Genomic DNA, 16,184 nt, shown 5'->3' with positions numbered 1-16,184 from the left:
GTTTAGTTGTTGTTTGGCCATGTGTTTGCCGCATCAATTAATGCGGCTAGCGCAGGTTTAGCACTAGCGCTGGCTTTTATGCATAAACCAATGCTGCGGTACATACGAGGTGCTAGCAGTTTTACTTGCTGTAGTTGCGGCGCTGTTTCGAGCACGCCTGTAGGTAAAAATGAGATGCCGATGCCTGCATTTACCAAGTGTTTAACTTGGGTTTTGTGTTGCGCTTTGGCGACCAAGTTAACTGCAAAACCTTGTGAAGCCAGCAAACTCAAGGTTTGTTGGTGGGCTTCACACACTACACATTCAATAAAGTTGTAGTTGTTTAAAGCTGCAATCTCTACCTGGTTTTGCTGCGCGAGCGGGTGTTGGCGAGGTACGCACAGTACGTAATCCTCTTGCCAAAGTGGAATGAATAGCTCGTCTTCTTGTTTAAACACATCGAGAGTTAGCCTAGCCTGAGCGCTTTTATCTTGGTGATCGAGTAGCTCAAAGTTAAACAATGGCTGTTGGCTTTTACAGTGCTGAATAAACTTCGCCAACAAGCTAGGGCTTAGATCGTCAAAATTGGCCAGTTTAATCGGCAGGCTGGCCGGTTGCTCAGCAAATAGATTAGACATGCGCTTGAGCTGACCTAGCGTTTGAACGGCCATCGGGTAAAGGTGATGAGCTTGGTCGGTTAAATCAACCCCGCGCTTATGGCGAATAAATAGCTGAACCCCTAACTCAGACTCAAGCTGTTTAATGGCCGAAGATAGTGATGGCTGAGAGACATAACAACGCTCGGCGGCTGCTGTCATCGAGCGCTCTTCAAAAACTGCCACAAAGGATCTTAGTAAACGCGCATCCATAATTATTGCCTATAACAACCAAAGGAAATCGATATTTTACACCTATATATAGCAGAACTATAGTTAGCGCCAATAAAGCAGCAAGCGCAAATGTAGCGTCTTGTGGTGGGTTATTTATGTATTGGAGAATCTTATGTCTAAGCCTTTAGTTGTTATTACTGGTGCCAGTTCTGGAATTGGCGAAGCATGTGCAAAAACCTTGTCGGCTGCGGGTCATCCGTTGTTATTGGTAGCGCGTCGTATTGAACGATTAGAAGCGCTAAACCTGCCAAATACCCTTTGTCGTAAAGTTGATGTGACCGAACTTGCCGACTTTGAGCAAGCAATTAAAGATGCCGAAGCCTTGTATGGTCCAGTAGATATGTTGTTAAACAATGCTGGAGTTATGTTATTAGGTGCGGCTCACGAGCAAGCACCTAGCGAGTGGAAAACCATGTTGGACGTAAACGTTATGGGCTTACTTAATGGTATTCACTTGGTATTAGCAGGCATGAAGCAGCGCCAGCAAGGCACTATTATCAACGTGAGTTCAATTGCTGGGCGTAAAACCTTTCCTAGTCATGCTGCGTATTGCGGTACCAAGTTTGCGGTTCATGCTGTAAGCGAGAACATTCGCGAAGAAGTGGCAGGAGATAACGTACGGGTAACCGTGATTGCTCCTGGTGCAGTAGAAACCGAATTACTTAGCCATACAACCAGCCAAGAGATAAAAGATGGCTATGAAGTATGGAAAGAAGAAATGGGTGGCGTGCTTAATACCCAAAACATTGCAGACGCTGTCGCTTACGCTTATGGCCAGCCGCAAAACGTGTGTATTCGTGAAGTGGTACTAGCCGCCACTGGCCAACCTGCTTAGGTATTGTTAGTCATTAAGGTAGCAAATAAAAAAGAGAGCCTAAGCTCTCTTTTTTTATGGCTGATTGATAAAGCTTAAAAGAAGCCTAGTGGGTTAACATCGTAACTCACCAGTAGGTTTTTGGTGTTTTGATAATGAGAAATTGCTACTTGGTGCGTTTCTCTGCCAATGCCCGAGCGCTTGTAGCCGCCAAACGCAGCATGGGCAGGGTAGGCATGGTAGCAGTTTATCCATACTCGACCTGCTTCAATTTTACGCCCCATACGCTGCGCTAAGTTCATGTCGCGTGTCCATACTCCTGCGCCTAGGCCATATTCGCTATCGTTAGCAATGGCCAGTGCTTCTGCTTCATCTTTAAAGGTGGTAACAGAGATGACCGGGCCGAATATTTCTTCCTGAAATACTCGCATGTCATTAGTGCCTTTTAAGATAGTAGGGCTAACGTAATAGCCGTTATTGTGCTCACCCGGTAACGCGGCGGTGACACCTCCGGTTAATACCTCGGCGCCTTCGTTTTTGCCTATCTCTAAATAACTCATAATTCTGTCTAACTGCCCTTTAGAAACCTGAGCGCCAACTTGGGTATTAATATCTAAAGGATCACCTTGCTTAATGGTTTTTACTCGCTCTAATACCCGCTGCATAAACTTATCGTAAATAGATTCCTGAATTAGTGCGCGTGATGGGCAAGTACATACCTCGCCTTGGTTGAAAAAGGCTAGAAGTAGCCCTTCAATCACTTTATCTAAATACTCATCTTCGTGGTCCATGACATCGGCAAATATCACATTGGGCGATTTACCGCCTAGCTCTACAGTGGAAGGAATCAATGAATCTGCCGCACATTTAAGAATGTGTTGGCCAATTTCGGTAGATCCGGTAAACGCAAGCTTAGCAATGCGAGGGCTAATGGCTAAGGCTTGGCCAGCCTCTTCACCAAATCCGTTTACTATGTTCACCACGCCTTTTGGAATAAGGTCTTCGATTAACTCCATTAAAACCATAATGGAGGCAGGAGTTTGTTCGGCGGGTTTAAGCACCACACAATTACCTGCCGCTAAGGCTGGGCCGAGTTTCCAGGCCGCCATTAGCATTGGGAAATTCCAAGGAATAATTTGACCCACAACGCCTAGTGGCTCGGGGAAGTGATAACTTACAGTGCTGGCATCTAAGTCGGCTGCACCGCCTTCTTGAGCTCGAATACAGCCAGCAAAATAGCGGAAGTGATCAACCACAAGAGGTAGATCGGCATTGAGCGTTTCGCGGATCGCTTTGCCATTTTCCCAAGCTTCGGCCACTGCCAAATACTCAAGGTTCTGTTCAATTCTATCGGCAATGCGCAGCAACATATTTGAACGCTCGGTAACTGAAGTACTTCCCCAGCTTTCTTTGGCTGCATGGGCAGCGTCTAAAGCAAGACCGATATCATCAGCGTCTGAGCGGGCCACTTGGCAATAAACCTCACCATTAACTGGAGAAGGGTTATCAAAGTACTGGCCGTTTACTGGCGCTACCCATTCGCCGCCAATAAAGTTGTTGTATTGCTCTTTAAAAGTGATTAACGAACCTTCGGTACCTGGCTGTGCGTAAACCATAGTCAATTCCTTTTTGTTTTGTTATCAATATGTTTCTTGTGAGCGCATTTCGTGACACGCCTGTTCTTTACATAGCAAGTGCTAAGCCATTGCACAGAAACTTGTTGTTAACAAAATGTAAAACTATGATTATTCACACAAACAATTTTGCACAGTGTGAGTAGCGAAAACTAGCCGGCTTAATAGGCTTGTCACACTGTTACTTTTTGGCACAGTTACATTGTCTCACTATGGAACACTGCAATGACCAACAAGCTACAACTTCCTAGTTCTATTAATGCATCTTGGTTGCGCAGCCAAGATGCCGGCCTGCAAGAGCAAGTCGCTCCTCAGGTTTTACGCTTGGCAAAAACCGAGTTGGCAGAGCGTCACCATCGACAACAAGCGTTGATTTCATTGGTAGAGCGCTACGCCTATCCCTTGTTTGAGCAAGTAATGGCACATAGTTCGAGCAGGCTCATTTTGTCGGATGTAGACGGTTACCTTATTCACCATTGGGGAGTGAAACGCTACAACGATAAGTTGGCAACTATTGCGCTAGAGACTGGAGTGAATTGGTTAGAGCAATATAAAGGCACTAATGCGATTGGTACCGCTATTGCCACTGGGCAAGCAGTATCGGTAATTGGCGAGCAGCACTTTATTCAACAGCATCGCTTTATGAGTTGCAGCGCTTGCCCAGTATTTAGTCCGAAGGGCGAAATGCTTGCCATATTAGATATCACCAGTGAGCAGCAACGGCATACTCAACAAACCATGTTGCTTGCTGCTAGCCTGGCCCAGCAAGTTGAAACAGCCTTGTTATGCCAGTTGCCCGAGAGCCATTATCGGGTTGATCTTGCCGCACAGCCGCATTTGCTCAACTCTGGTTGGCAAGGCATTGTGGTGGCCGACAGCGACGGCAAAGTATTAGGTTTAAACCCAATGGCGCGTCAGTTGGTGGATAAGTTACACGTAGGCGAAGCCTTGGCCAGTCACTTTGGTGAGGATTGGCAGCAAGCTCACTTGGCAGATAAGGCAAAGCTTCATCTGCAAACTAAGGCTTTAAAAGCAAGGTCAATCGTTAGTAAAGGCATTTCTAGCAAGAGTGAGTCTCGCGACCCTCGGGTTAATACCGCTTGGTGGCAAGCTTGCAAGGTGGTGAGTAAATCAATTCCGCTGCTCATTTTAGGTGAAACTGGTGTAGGTAAAGAGCGTTTTGTAAAACAGCTGCACCAACAAAGCCAACGAGCGAGCAAGGCCTTACAAGCCGTAAATTGCGCAGCCTTGCCAAATGAGCTGGTGGAAGCAGAGCTGTTTGGGTATCAAGCAGGTGCATTTACTGGGGCTAACCCTAAGGGTTTTGTGGGGAAAATTCGTCAAGCCGATGGTGGCTTTTTGTTTTTAGATGAAATTGGTGAAATGCCTTTGGCTGCCCAAGCGCGTTTATTAAGGGTGCTGCAAGAGCGAGAAGTGGTGCCGGTGGGTGGCAATCAGGCCTATAAGGTAGACATTCAAGTGGTTGCAGCAACGCATGTTAACTTGCAGCAAAGGGTGAGTGAAGGCTTGTTTAGAGAAGATCTTTACTATCGCTTAAAAGGTTTGCAAATAAGCCTGCCAGCCCTGCGAGAGCGCAGCGACATTGGTTTGCTCATCAATAAGCTTCACCAACGTTATTGCGAGCATAAACAAGATATAGAGCAACGCTTGTTTAGCAAAATGCTGGCGTATACTTGGCCGGGTAATTTGCGTGAACTAGACAATTTTATGCAAGTAGCTTGTTTAATGACCGAGCAGCAAGCTTTGCTACGCAGTACTGATTTACCCGAATCATTGCAACAACAACTGGCCTTAACTAGCCAAGCTGAGCAAAACTGTGAACAAGCAGAGCTGCAGCAAACCATTGAGCAAAACATCGCGCAGGTTTATCAGCATTGCCAAGGTAATGTGACAAAAAGTGCCAAACTGCTAGGCATTAGCCGCAATACCTTGTATCGCAAGTTACGCCAACTAAAACTTAAACATTAAAAAAGAGAGCCTAGGCTCTCTTTTGTTTTTAAAGTGGTTGTTTACTGATTTGCGTCTGTTGGGCCGTAAATCTTGTACTCACCCGACATTTGCAGTACTGCAAACATGTGCAATAAACCGTCGTAGTAACGCCACTTACCGGTTGGCGTAGCTTGTTTCCACAAACGTTCGGTGAACTCTTTGGCTTCTTGGCTATCGGTAATTAAAGCAGCAGTGCCGTTCATTGCGTTTTGGCCAGAGCTGCCCCATTCAGATGCAACCTTTCCGCCCATTTCATGTACCGCAAAGTTTTGACCTTTACGTTTGTACTCGTCGGCATAGAACGAAATTAAACGGTCAGCTAACTCAGTTTGGCGAGGGTCATCGTTAAACCAGTGGTAGTCCATGGCAATGTTACCAATTACGCGGAACGCATCGTAACCAGATTTATGGCTAATATCGTTAAACGAGGTCTTTTGTGGAGTACCATCAAAAGCTGCGTATTCAGAGTACAAGCCTGTTTCTGGGTGGGCTGCGTTATACAAGTAATCGCGGCTTACTTGTGCGGCATCAAGCCATAGTTGTTGGTCTTCATCTGCCCAACGGCCTAGTAGCTCATAAAAAGCAGCCACGTGGTAAGACGGATCGGTGTATAAACCTAGGCTTTTTTCGGTAACAAATAAGATTTGCTTCTCGTCGCGGCTAAACATCGGAACCTGCGAATTAGTTTCTTCTTTGTTAACCATGGCTTGAAGAATTACGTTAGCTTCATCGCTATATTGGAAAATACCTTCGCCGGCACCCCAGCGGTTTTCTGCAAAGAATAAGGCCATGGCGAAGTATAGCTCGCCGTCTGGCGCAGGGTTGTTATCCATTTTGGCAAACGGCGCTTCTGGTCTTAAATGCCAAGCAAAGTAATCTTTGTACCAGCCTTCATGGTGTTGCATGTAAGTTTTAGAGAACTTCCAAAGCTTATTGAACATCTCTTGGTCGTCCATCTGCACGGCGATCATCATGCCGTAAGACATACCTTCCGAGCGAATATCGTTGCTACCAATATCTTTAATGAAGCCCATGTCGTCACCAACCGGGAAAAACACCGCTTTGCCGCTTTCACTGCGAGAATCAGAGTAAAACAGCTGCTGGTAAGTATCTTGTACTTTCTTATTCACTTGTTCTGGTGAAGCGATACCTAGCTCAACAAAGGCATTGCGGTATTCTCCAGAATAAAAAGCCCCAGGAGCACTAATATTGCTGGTGCTAGTGTTGCTTTGCTTAGTTGCTGGAGCTGATGATTGCTCAACGGGAGCCGCGCAAGAGGCCAAACCTAAAGGCAAGGCGCAAAGCGCCAAGGTTTTCACCGTTTTCATTAGGGTATTACGGTGGGTGGTAAAAATATTCATAGTCATAATATGCTTTGTTACCTTTGTTCTAATTGTAATCACTGTTCATAGGGCTTTTAAATACGTGCTAAGCCAAACGATGTATTCAGGCTAGTGCAAAGGGCTGGGGGCTTATACTGTGATTTTCCGCAAAAGACTGTGAAATCTGGATAGTTTGCGTTGCATCGGCTTAGTCTGGCGAAGGCAAACAAATATGGTAAAAGCAGCTGTGTAAATTTAATAATTACCGGAGGGGAATTATTGTTCATTTATAGATTTCCTTTTAGCTAGATTTAGCATTGAGGAAATCATGGCTAATTTTGTCGTGAAATAAGCTAATTCTTTTCAATACGTTGCGCAGATTTTGTTGCTCCAGTTCGGTTAAATCTGCCAAGGCCAGTACATCATTTACCTTACGCAAATCAGTGTATTCTACAATTTGATTCATAAAGCGCAGCTGCCAAATATGGTCGAAAATGTAGACCATCTCGCGAAAGCTCATGGCGTCGATTTCTTGTTTGGCGGCTAGCTGCTTAAGTCTTGTCATGGTGTTCGCTTCGCGAATATCGTGTTTAAGTGCGTAAATTCGGCAAAAAATTTCCATGGGGCGTAAACAGGCTTTTAGATTAACTGACTCTACGCCGTCGATATTCTCGGTTTTGATTTGTTTAAAGCTAGTGAGCGGCACTTTGTATGACAGGCAATTTTTGGCGTAGGTGGCTAGAAACTGCGGCTGATTTTGCACCGTTGTTTGAATATGCTGTTGGATACTATCGACCAGTTGTTTTTTTCCATAAGTCGCGCGTATATCAAAAAATACATTTAACTCTAATATCGAATCGGGCTTTGCGTGATTAATCCAGGCGCTAAAGTTTGCGGTCCACTCATCTAGGCTTAGGCACCATTGGTGGTTGGTAGCCATAATCAAACCATCGCAATAGGGGTAACCGGCTTGGTTTAGTAGGCCACAAACTCGCTCGGCCAGGTGCAAAAAGTAGCGTCTGGTTTGTTTTAGTTTGCTCGGATCTTTGGGCGTCTCAAATACAATGGCGTTGTCTTGGTCTGAAAATAGCGTCATGTCGTGACGAGCGTTGCTGCCAAAGGAAATAAAGGAAAAGGGGACCGGCGGTTTTCCTAACTCTTTAATACTTAGATCTATAAATCGGCAAATGGCCGCATCGTAGGCACTGCCAATAGCTCGGCGAAGATTATCAGGGCGAGAGCCTGCATCAATCATCTCGCGTATTAAGTCTGGCAGTTGATTAAGGGTTTCTACCACGCCACCTTGGCTATCGCTAAGCGCAATATCTTCGACCACTCGACTGTTTAACACTTGGTAATCGCTGACTTGCTTTACAAGGCCATAGGCGCCGCCATAAATCTTTCGGGTTATTTGGCGGAATGAAATCACATGACCATGCTTTTCAGAAAAGAATATCTTTGACGAACTAACAATTATATCTAGCTGTTTGCCGCTTTTGGTGCTTAAGCAGGCTTCAAATTCTGCAGGCTCGGCGGTGTGTTTGAATAGCCCATCTAAATGCTGCAATAAAGGGGTATTTTTGGCGTTGGCGGGAAATAGCTGCTGCCAAATAGTGGTGCTTTGAAGCTCTGAGTCGCTGTAACCCAGCATACGATGTAGCCGGTTGTTTGAGTAAAGAATATCGCCGTCGGCTTCTAGAATGTAACCTTCGTTGGATGATTCAACCAAGGCGCGGTAACGATCTTTCGCCTCGTGTAGAGCAACTTCGGCGCGCTTTTTCCGGTTCTCGATGGTTCGGCTTTGACCAATGATGTAGCTCATTATGGCGCTAAGCCCTAGGGTAATGAGGAAAAAGGTGGTAAACAGCGTTTGTTCTAGCTTATCGATTTCTTTTTGCACATCGTCAAAATAGACACCGGTTCCGACTATCCATTGCCACTCTTCCACTGCTTGCACGTAGCTAAGTTTGGGCGCTGTTTTGTTGGCATCATCCTTCCATTGCCAGAGGTATTCTAAGTAGCCTTCATGGTTGGCTTTAACCAGCTTGGTGAACTCAACAAAAATGTGTTTGCCACTTTTGTTTTCATTGTCTGAGTAATGAGTGAGATCTTGGCCTTTTAAGTCTTTACGGTAGGGGTGCATGATCATTCGTGGATGCATGTCGGTAATGAAGAAGTAATCTTTATTTTCATCACCATAGCGCATTGCTTTTAGCTCGGTGGCCGCTTTCGCCTGTGCTTGGCTTAGGCTTAGTTCTCCGCTTTGTTCTCGCGCTACATAACTGTCGACAATGCTAATGGCCGAGGAGGTGAGTTCTTTGATCATTTGCTGCTTTTGACCCATCATCGAGTCTTCTACCAGCGGGATAATCACCAAAGCAACCGCACTGACAAACAATATAATGGCCAAAATGGTGGGCAGTACAATGCGAAACGCAAAGCTGCCAATAAAACCTTGTTGATTAGCTTCGTTATCACGTAGGCCATCAAAATATTCCGCCAGCTCTTTGGCGTCTAATACTGCACTGAGTTCTTCATTGTGGGTGGCATCGTGGTATTTGGCGGTAAAAGTACCATTTTCAAAATCGGCTCGAGAAGGCAGGTAGCCGTCGTAGTCATCTTTAATATGAGTCTCGACAACGTTCTTAATTTGCTGGCGAGAGTACTTGCCATCGAACTCTTGGTAGGCTTCTTGAAGTGCTTCTTTGCAGTGCCTAAACCGGCGATGGTCGTAAGGGTCATATTGGTCTAGCTTGCCTTCACGCAGGTAGTGATCAAACCCGTCGTGGTCGAAAAAGCCGTCAATCCATTTGTGGATGTCTTCTGCTCGTATGCCAAATAGCTGTTCTGTGCGCTGGGCGTGCTCGGAAATTTTCATCGTAATCAGTTGGTTGAACTAAGTTCAGCATAACAATTAGTAGAGAATTAGCATATCGATGAAAGGGTAAAATAAAAAGCAGTTAACTTGCATGAAAAGTAATCTAAATCAAAAAGTCATCAAACTTTATTGTCTTATACTAAGACAAATTTTCCAGTACCAGTTACTAAGGGCGCGTATCGTACCCTTTTTTCAGCCTGCGGGAAAATATGTGGCTTTAGCTCCCAGCTTTTAGGCACCTGCTTACTAGGTGTTCTGTAGCGTCTGGGATGTCGTCTCGTGTTAGCCGAAGGTTAACATACAGAGCATAAATGGAAGTTAATGCGCAATGGCCCCCGCAATTACATAGGAAGTAAAAACATGTCTAGTAAGAACAAGACATTCTATAGAGATATGCGCCGAAAAGCGCAGGAATTCGACAACCGTGAAGAATTTTTGAACCACGATCTCAAAATTATGAGTTTTCGTCGCTGGGGGATCCATTTACCACTGCGAGATTACAGCATTGAGATTGAGGATTGGGTTCCAGCCTTAGCCGCCACCATTGGTAAAGTAGTGATGGTAACCGCAATGGTTGCCGCGTTTGCCGCGCAATTTGGCTTATCGCCAGAGTTTGTTGCCGAAAACGTACGTTATGAGCTGCTTATTGCCGGCGCCTTATTTGTAATTTTGTTCTCTGCTATTTTAAACCCCAATGCAAACTTGGCCGGAACCCATGGGCCAATGATCCCCTTAATTCCCTTGATTGCTGCTGCAGGAGGACACCCGCTAGCGCTGGGTTTAATGGTGTGTGTATTTGGTTTGATTTTGGCTTATACCAAGGGGGGCTCTAAGTTAATGACACTAACCGGGGTTGGTGTTAGAGGGGGCTTGTTGATTTACCTTGGTGCTGTGGGTTTAATTGGTCAAATTAACAAAACAGAAGCTTGGGCGTCAGCTGGAAACCAAGGTTACATATCATTTGCGGTGATTGGCGTTACCGTTTTAGTGTATGCCTATTTAGCAAAAGTAGGTAAGCGTTGGTTAGCTATTCCGCTTTGTTCAGCGTTAGCGGGTATTGTTGCCTATGTATGTGGAGCAGATTTTGCCTTTACTACCGCGCCAGGTTTGCCACACTTCAGTCCATTTTACTGGTGGGGTGAAGATACTGGTTGGCAATTAGGCTGGCCGAATCTTCAGCACTTCATTGCGGTTATTCCTTTTGCTTTGCTTGCGGTTGCTATGTGGTCACCAGATTATTTAGGTCACCGTGTATTCCAAGAGCTTAATTACCCGAAAGAAGCCAAAGGCGTGTTAATGGATGTGGATGACACCATGGTGGGTGCATCTGTGCGTCAAGGTGTTGGGGCATTATTGGGCGGAGGTAATTTAGCCTCATCGTGGGGAACCTACATGATCCCTGCCGCTATTGCTAAGCGCCCGATTCCTGGTGGTGCTTTGTTAACCGGTATCTTGTGTGTATTGGCATCGGTACTTGGTTATCCAATGGACTTAGCCATGTGGGAGCCTGTGTTGCGTGTTGCTCTTATCGTTGGAGTGTTCTTGCCTTTGCTTGAAGCTGGCATGCAAATGATTCACAAGCACAAAGATTCTTTAAGTGCCGGTATTTGTATTTTTGCCTGTGCTTTTGTTAATCCAGTGTTTGGTTGGGCCACTACCATGCTCCTAGATAACATGGGCTTAATTGGCGACCATGAGCGCGCTAAAGAACTATCAGCTAAAGATAAGTACCTTATTCCGGGCGTAGCCTTTGTGATTTGTGTGGGATCGCTAGCGATGGTGGGCCAGCTTCCTGGCATTCCAGCTTTAATTGGTAATTAAACGAGATAAATGCAATCTGGTTTAGCTACAAGGCAGCTTCTTTGGCTGCCTTTTTATTTCTTCAAAAAACACTACTACCAAAGTACCTTAACTACATTAATTCGGCTTTTACCTTTTGTTTTCTGACTAAAGTAGCTCGCTTTAAATGCCGATGAGCATCAATTCCAGTTGTTTTTGCTGATGTTTTTCAGTGTCGGGTTTCTTTACACTTTATTCTTTGGTTAGGATCTAGCGCTGTAATGACCATATTTATGATGAATAGCGCTTTCATAAAAACATCATAAAAACATCATTTATTGAGTGGTGTTTTGCGGTTGATTAAATTTTCGACGTATTATTCTGTAGAAAAATTTCATCATTTTAAATGCTGGTGTTTTTTACTTGCTTAAAGACAAATACCAGAACTTTTAGAAACAGCGGATGTATAGACATATAGCGCCTCGCCTAGCTGCTACCACCACAAATTGTCATATAAACCTAGGCTAGAAGCGCTTTGATAAAGGTTTGCTTTGTCGATATAGCTTACACTTTGTGTGATCTGCATCACTATGTGGTTTTGGGCTACTAAGAATAAAATCTTTATAAAACATAGCCTTAATTATTTTATAAGTCTTTCTATAGATTTGGCTTAGTACTTGCGAAGAATCTAGTGCGTTAAAGGAATACCTTTTAATAACAGCAAAGGATCTGAGCAATGAAAGCACTACTATTAACCTTAACGACATTGTTTATGGCTATGTCGGCAAATGCAACGGTAATGTTAACTAGCGACAACCCAGCGCAAGCACCGGGAGTGGAAACCTATTTAGGTGATTTTCCAACACCTTTTAGTGATCCGACTGCTTTTCCTAACGTTCCTGTTGCTCAAAGCGTGTTTGACGCAGGCTCTGACATTCGAGCGGCATTTATGCTTGATCTTGATATGTTAGATGAAACTACAGATGAAGGTACTGGCTTCTACTTAAATGGCCTATTGGACCTCGAGTTTTACTGGTTTAATGGCGCTAATTTAGTGTGGCAAAACTATAACCCTTACTCTTGGGATCAAATCGAAGCTTGGCAGCCTACCTTTGATGTTCTTGCTGTATGGAGTGATAGCAGTTTGTTTGACGACGGCCTAGTAGAAAGTGGCGCTTGGACAGTGGTTGCTGCAGTTGAAGGAAGTGTAATTGGCGGTAAGCAATTTTCAGTTCCAGAACCAGCAAGTTATGCCTTAGTGCTATTTGGTTTACTTGCCATTGTGGGCAGAAGAATGCGCGGTTCATTTTTCGCTAAATAAACTATAGCAGCTTACAGGGTCATTGAATTTTCATTTAATTAATCTTGTTAATAGCTGTTTTTATATGTAGTTTATATTTTGTTCGACGTTGTAACAGAAGGAGCCAATTATGGTTTACGTAAAACGGACTTTGACAGCAGCTTTGTTGCTTTCTAGTACCTATGCCGTTGCGGCGGATGCGCCTGCAGCACCAACGCTGTCTCCAAACGATTTGTTTGCAGCGATTAGTGCTGGAACGCCTATTACTACAGCTAACTTGTTAGCTAGTGCTGGTTTGCCAGACTTTGTGCCTAGCTTACCGGGTAACGGTGGCGGTGCTGGTGGTGGTGGTTTAACAGCTTCACCAAACTAGTTGAATAAGTATTTAAAAAGAGAGCCTTAAGGCTCTCTTTTTTTATTGTGCTGCTAATAGATTTATCTTTTGCCAAGCGTCAGTTTATAAACTAGGTCTTGGGCACTTATTGAAAATTTTCCTGCATATATTCTTCAATTTTATTAGCTATGTTAATCAACTCATTTCTTAGCCAAGTATTTGCGGGATCTTGAGTAACCTTTTTCGGCCAAATAAGGTAATTGGACACAGGTTTAAATTCGAATGGTGGTCTAAAAACCTGCAGCTGTAGCCGTTCTTCAAACTGTAACGCCATGGATAAAGGCACAGCAGACAGGTAGTGTGATTGGCTACACATCATAATATTGCTAAACAGCGAACCACCGTGGTAAGCCACCCGCCGTTTGCTTAAATCAATATTGGTATAGTGGCTCATGGTGTAAAGGTGTTGTCTTTTTCTTTCTAATACTGCGTGCTCTTCTTGCATATACTGCGCTTCAGATAAGCTGCCTTGAATCCTAGGATGGTCTTGGCTACATACCACCACAAAGTCGCCGTCATAGAGTTTTTGGCTATTCAAGCTTGGCTCTTTGGGCGGCAGAATATCAATCATTAGGTCGTATTCTTGCGTGATTAAAGCGTCGTATATGTTTTCTTCGTATACCGGTTGGTCGAACACTTCGAGGCTGATATTTTTATTGGGCAGCTTGGCAAACTGATCGAGTAATACCCACTGTAAGTGCTCGGGAGCGGTTATCACAAAATTTCGTTTTGAGTGAGCAGCGTCAAACTGTCCAAAGGAGTGGAACACCGAGTTTAGTTGCTGCAGCGGCTCTTGAATTTGCGCGTAAAGATTTACCGAATAATTGGTGGGGGCTACACCGCGGCCACTGCGAATAAACAGTTCCTGCTGTACCTCATTTTTTAGGCGCCCTAGCATAGTAGAAATGGTCGACTGATTTGTATTTAGGTGCTCTGCTGCCTTGCTCAAACTGCCATGCTCCATTACCGCTGCAAATGCCGCCAGCAAATTGTATTTGGGGATATCGTTGTGCATTTTGCTCACCGTATTTAACGCTAGTGCTAAAGCTCTTATAAGTAATTATCGTATTTACGATAGTTTGAAATCATATCAGCCTATTTTTTAATGCTCCAGATATAAATAAAGTGGCTGCAATTTCATAATTGTAAGGCTTTAAGGTTGAACTATGACAAATCGATGTAAGCAGGTGTTATTGCCACTAGCTATTTCTAGTACTTTGCTTGTAGCGGGATATACCCAAGCAACACCCGTAATCGAAGCTAGCTCTAGCGTAGGACAAGAACTGCAAACGAGTGCAGCAAGCCAATACCAAAATATTGATTTAGGTGCTCGCTATAACGACGGCGTGTTGATTGAGCATTCATCAAACCTGTTCTGGGGTAAAGGTGAGCGAATCAAGGTATTGTCTAAAACCGGTGAGACTTTAGCTTACACGGCTGAATCTGAGCATGTTCACCCAACGTTGACTAAACATAGCCGCAAGATGGATCAAGCCATCATTCAGGTAGACCACAATGTTTACCTAGGCTACGGATTTGGTATTGATACACCAGTTATGATTGAAGGTGATGATGGCATCATCATTGTTGATCCTGGTGAGTCTGTAGAGATGGCTGAGTCGGTTAAACAGCAATTTAGGCAAATCACCACTAAGCCTGTGAAAGCAATAATTTACTCGCACAATCATATCGACCACATCTCTGGTGTGCGAGCTTGGGTTAGCGATGAAGAGGTAAGCTCTGGTGCAGTTAAAATTATTGCTCAGGACGGCCTAACCGATGCGGTAGCAAACTGGTCATCTAACCTTGGTACTTTGTTTGGTCACCGTACTTCATACACTGGGGCAAAGCATGTTGAAGAGGGCGAACACGGTACCGTAAACGACGGTCTTGGCCCGCGCTTTATGCAGGGCGCTATTTCTTTTATTGAGCCTAATACACTAATTGCGGCCAACGCTACCTTAGATATCACTATTGCTGGCGTGCACATGCAAATTGTAAACGTACCTTCTGAGACTAAAGACGAAGTGGTTGTTTACCTACCCGAGCAAAAAATCCTGCATGCTGCGGAAGTATTGCAAGGTGAAAACTTCCCAAACTTACACACTATTCGTGGTACTAAGTTCCGCGACCCAGCAATGTGGTTTAAAGGTATTGATGTGATGCGTCAGTTTGATACTGAAATCATGATCAACTCACATGGGCGTCCAGTTGAAGGTAAAGCAGCGGTAGCTAACGTTTTAACGGCTTATCGAGATGCGATTCAATATACCCATGACCAAACTATTCGTTACATGAATAAAGGATTAACACCGGACGAATTAGTTGAAGTGGTGAAGTTACCTAAGCATCTAGCAGAGCATCCTTGGTTAGGCGAACACTACGGCACCGTTGCGCATGCTGTTCGTCAGATTTACGTTGGCTATGTGGGCTTCTTTGAAGCTGATCCTTGGCAACTAGAACCGATGGCTTATCAGCAACGCGCTAAGGCTTTCGTTGAACTAATGGGCGGACGTGACAACATTATCAACACAGCAAAAGTGGCAATTGAAGCCAAAAACTACACTTTTGCGGCAGAGATCCTATCGTACCCAATTACCGTGAATAAAGATGATATGCAGGCTCGCCAGCTTAAGGCTGATGCTTATAAAGCCTGGTCTGCTGAGCAAGTAAACATTAATTGGCGTAACTGGGCTCTTAACGCTGCAGCTGAGCTAGAGGGAGAGCGTGATTTCTCTAACCTAATTAGTTTTGCCTCGGTTGACGTATTAACGGCGCTACCAAGCAAACAAATCTTCGACATGATGACCGCTACCTTAATTGCTGAAAAAACCATAGATGTGAACATGTCTATGAGCTACAGCTTTGCTGATACTGGTGAGTCTTTCACTATTGAGATCCGCAATGGTATTGCTCAGTTACATGAAGAAGTGCTAACTGAGGCCAATGTGCAGATCAACACATCTCGTGCAGTGCTTAACCAAATACTCATGGCTGGACCAAATGCACTGCAAGTGATCGCCCGCAATATGGAAACAGGCAGCTTTAGTTTTGCAGAAGGCAGCATTAAAGACTTCGGTTTATTCATGAGCTACTTTGACCAAGCAACTCGCCCACAAGACTTAATGCTAATTGTACGCTAAGCAAAGCTGGTAAGGGGCCTTTGCGGCCCCTCTTTTGAGGG

11 protein-coding genes are annotated in these 16,184 nt (G+C 44.5%); 6 read left to right on the top strand and 5 right to left on the bottom strand.

The features are described from left to right. Nucleotides 1-2: 2 nt before the first annotated feature. Nucleotides 3-848 carry a LysR family transcriptional regulator gene (locus K5620_RS14410; RefSeq protein ID WP_016402223.1) on the bottom strand — a complete coding sequence of 282 codons (846 nt, stop codon included), beginning with the start codon at nucleotides 846-848 and terminating at the stop codon, nucleotides 3-5. Nucleotides 849-981: 133 nt separating this feature from the next. On the opposite strand from K5620_RS14410, the gene K5620_RS14405 reads away from it, so the two are divergent. Further along, nucleotides 982-1,704: an SDR family oxidoreductase gene (locus K5620_RS14405; RefSeq protein ID WP_016402222.1), complete on the top strand. Its 723-nt coding sequence runs from the start codon at nucleotides 982-984 to the stop codon at nucleotides 1,702-1,704. Between the two features lie 74 nt (nucleotides 1,705-1,778). Here K5620_RS14405 and exaC read toward each other — a convergent pair whose 3' ends face one another. Beyond that, complete coding sequence (exaC, locus tag K5620_RS14400) at nucleotides 1,779-3,299, bottom strand: acetaldehyde dehydrogenase ExaC (protein WP_016402221.1); 1,521 nt, start codon at nucleotides 3,297-3,299, stop codon at nucleotides 1,779-1,781. Between the two features lie 243 nt (nucleotides 3,300-3,542). Here exaC and K5620_RS14395 point away from each other — a divergent pair, with 243 nt between their 5' ends. Continuing rightward, nucleotides 3,543-5,306: a sigma-54-dependent Fis family transcriptional regulator gene (locus K5620_RS14395; protein WP_016402220.1), complete on the top strand. Its 1,764-nt coding sequence runs from the start codon at nucleotides 3,543-3,545 to the stop codon at nucleotides 5,304-5,306. A 41-nt stretch (nucleotides 5,307-5,347) separates the two neighbouring features. Here the strand turns inward: K5620_RS14395 and K5620_RS14390 are convergent, their stop codons facing one another. Both K5620_RS14390 and K5620_RS14385 read right to left on the bottom strand, forming a co-directional pair. Next, the gene (locus K5620_RS14390; protein WP_084681874.1) at nucleotides 5,348-6,694 is read right to left on the bottom strand and encodes a family 8 glycosyl hydrolase; all 1,347 of its coding nucleotides are present in this window, start codon (nucleotides 6,692-6,694) and stop codon (nucleotides 5,348-5,350) included. Between the two features lie 256 nt (nucleotides 6,695-6,950). Continuing rightward, nucleotides 6,951-9,527 (bottom strand): DUF294 nucleotidyltransferase-like domain-containing protein, encoded by a 2,577-nt coding sequence (locus K5620_RS14385; protein ID WP_016402218.1) that lies wholly within the window; start codon nucleotides 9,525-9,527, stop codon nucleotides 6,951-6,953. Between the two features lie 360 nt (nucleotides 9,528-9,887). Between K5620_RS14385 and K5620_RS14380 the strand changes: the two genes are divergently transcribed. From K5620_RS14380 to K5620_RS14370, 3 genes are all read left to right on the top strand, one after another. After that, nucleotides 9,888-11,348: a DUF3360 family protein gene (locus K5620_RS14380; RefSeq protein WP_016402217.1), complete on the top strand. Its 1,461-nt coding sequence runs from the start codon at nucleotides 9,888-9,890 to the stop codon at nucleotides 11,346-11,348. Nucleotides 11,349-12,042: 694 nt separating this feature from the next. Beyond that, nucleotides 12,043-12,627: a PEP-CTERM sorting domain-containing protein gene (locus K5620_RS14375; RefSeq protein WP_016402215.1), complete on the top strand. Its 585-nt coding sequence runs from the start codon at nucleotides 12,043-12,045 to the stop codon at nucleotides 12,625-12,627. Nucleotides 12,628-12,736: 109 nt separating this feature from the next. Further along, nucleotides 12,737-12,979, top strand: coding sequence for a hypothetical protein (locus tag K5620_RS14370; RefSeq protein ID WP_016402214.1), 243 nt, complete (start codon nucleotides 12,737-12,739; stop codon nucleotides 12,977-12,979). 106 nt (nucleotides 12,980-13,085) lie between these two features. On the opposite strand, the gene K5620_RS14365 is transcribed toward K5620_RS14370, so the two are convergent. Next, nucleotides 13,086-14,015, bottom strand: coding sequence for a LysR family transcriptional regulator (locus K5620_RS14365; RefSeq protein ID WP_016402213.1), 930 nt, complete (start codon nucleotides 14,013-14,015; stop codon nucleotides 13,086-13,088). Nucleotides 14,016-14,166: 151 nt separating this feature from the next. Between K5620_RS14365 and K5620_RS14360 the strand changes: the two genes are divergently transcribed. Beyond that, nucleotides 14,167-16,143 carry an alkyl sulfatase dimerization domain-containing protein gene (locus tag K5620_RS14360; RefSeq protein WP_016402212.1) on the top strand — a complete coding sequence of 659 codons (1,977 nt, stop codon included), beginning with the start codon at nucleotides 14,167-14,169 and terminating at the stop codon, nucleotides 16,141-16,143. The last annotated feature ends 41 nt before the right edge of the window (nucleotides 16,144-16,184 follow it).

It is taken from the genome of Agarivorans albus (assembly GCF_019670105.1).
Classification (GTDB): Bacteria; Pseudomonadota; Gammaproteobacteria; order Enterobacterales; family Celerinatantimonadaceae; genus Agarivorans; species Agarivorans albus.
The sequence above is the reverse complement of the archived record's forward strand: the minus strand, read 5'-3'. Positions and strand labels throughout refer to the sequence as shown.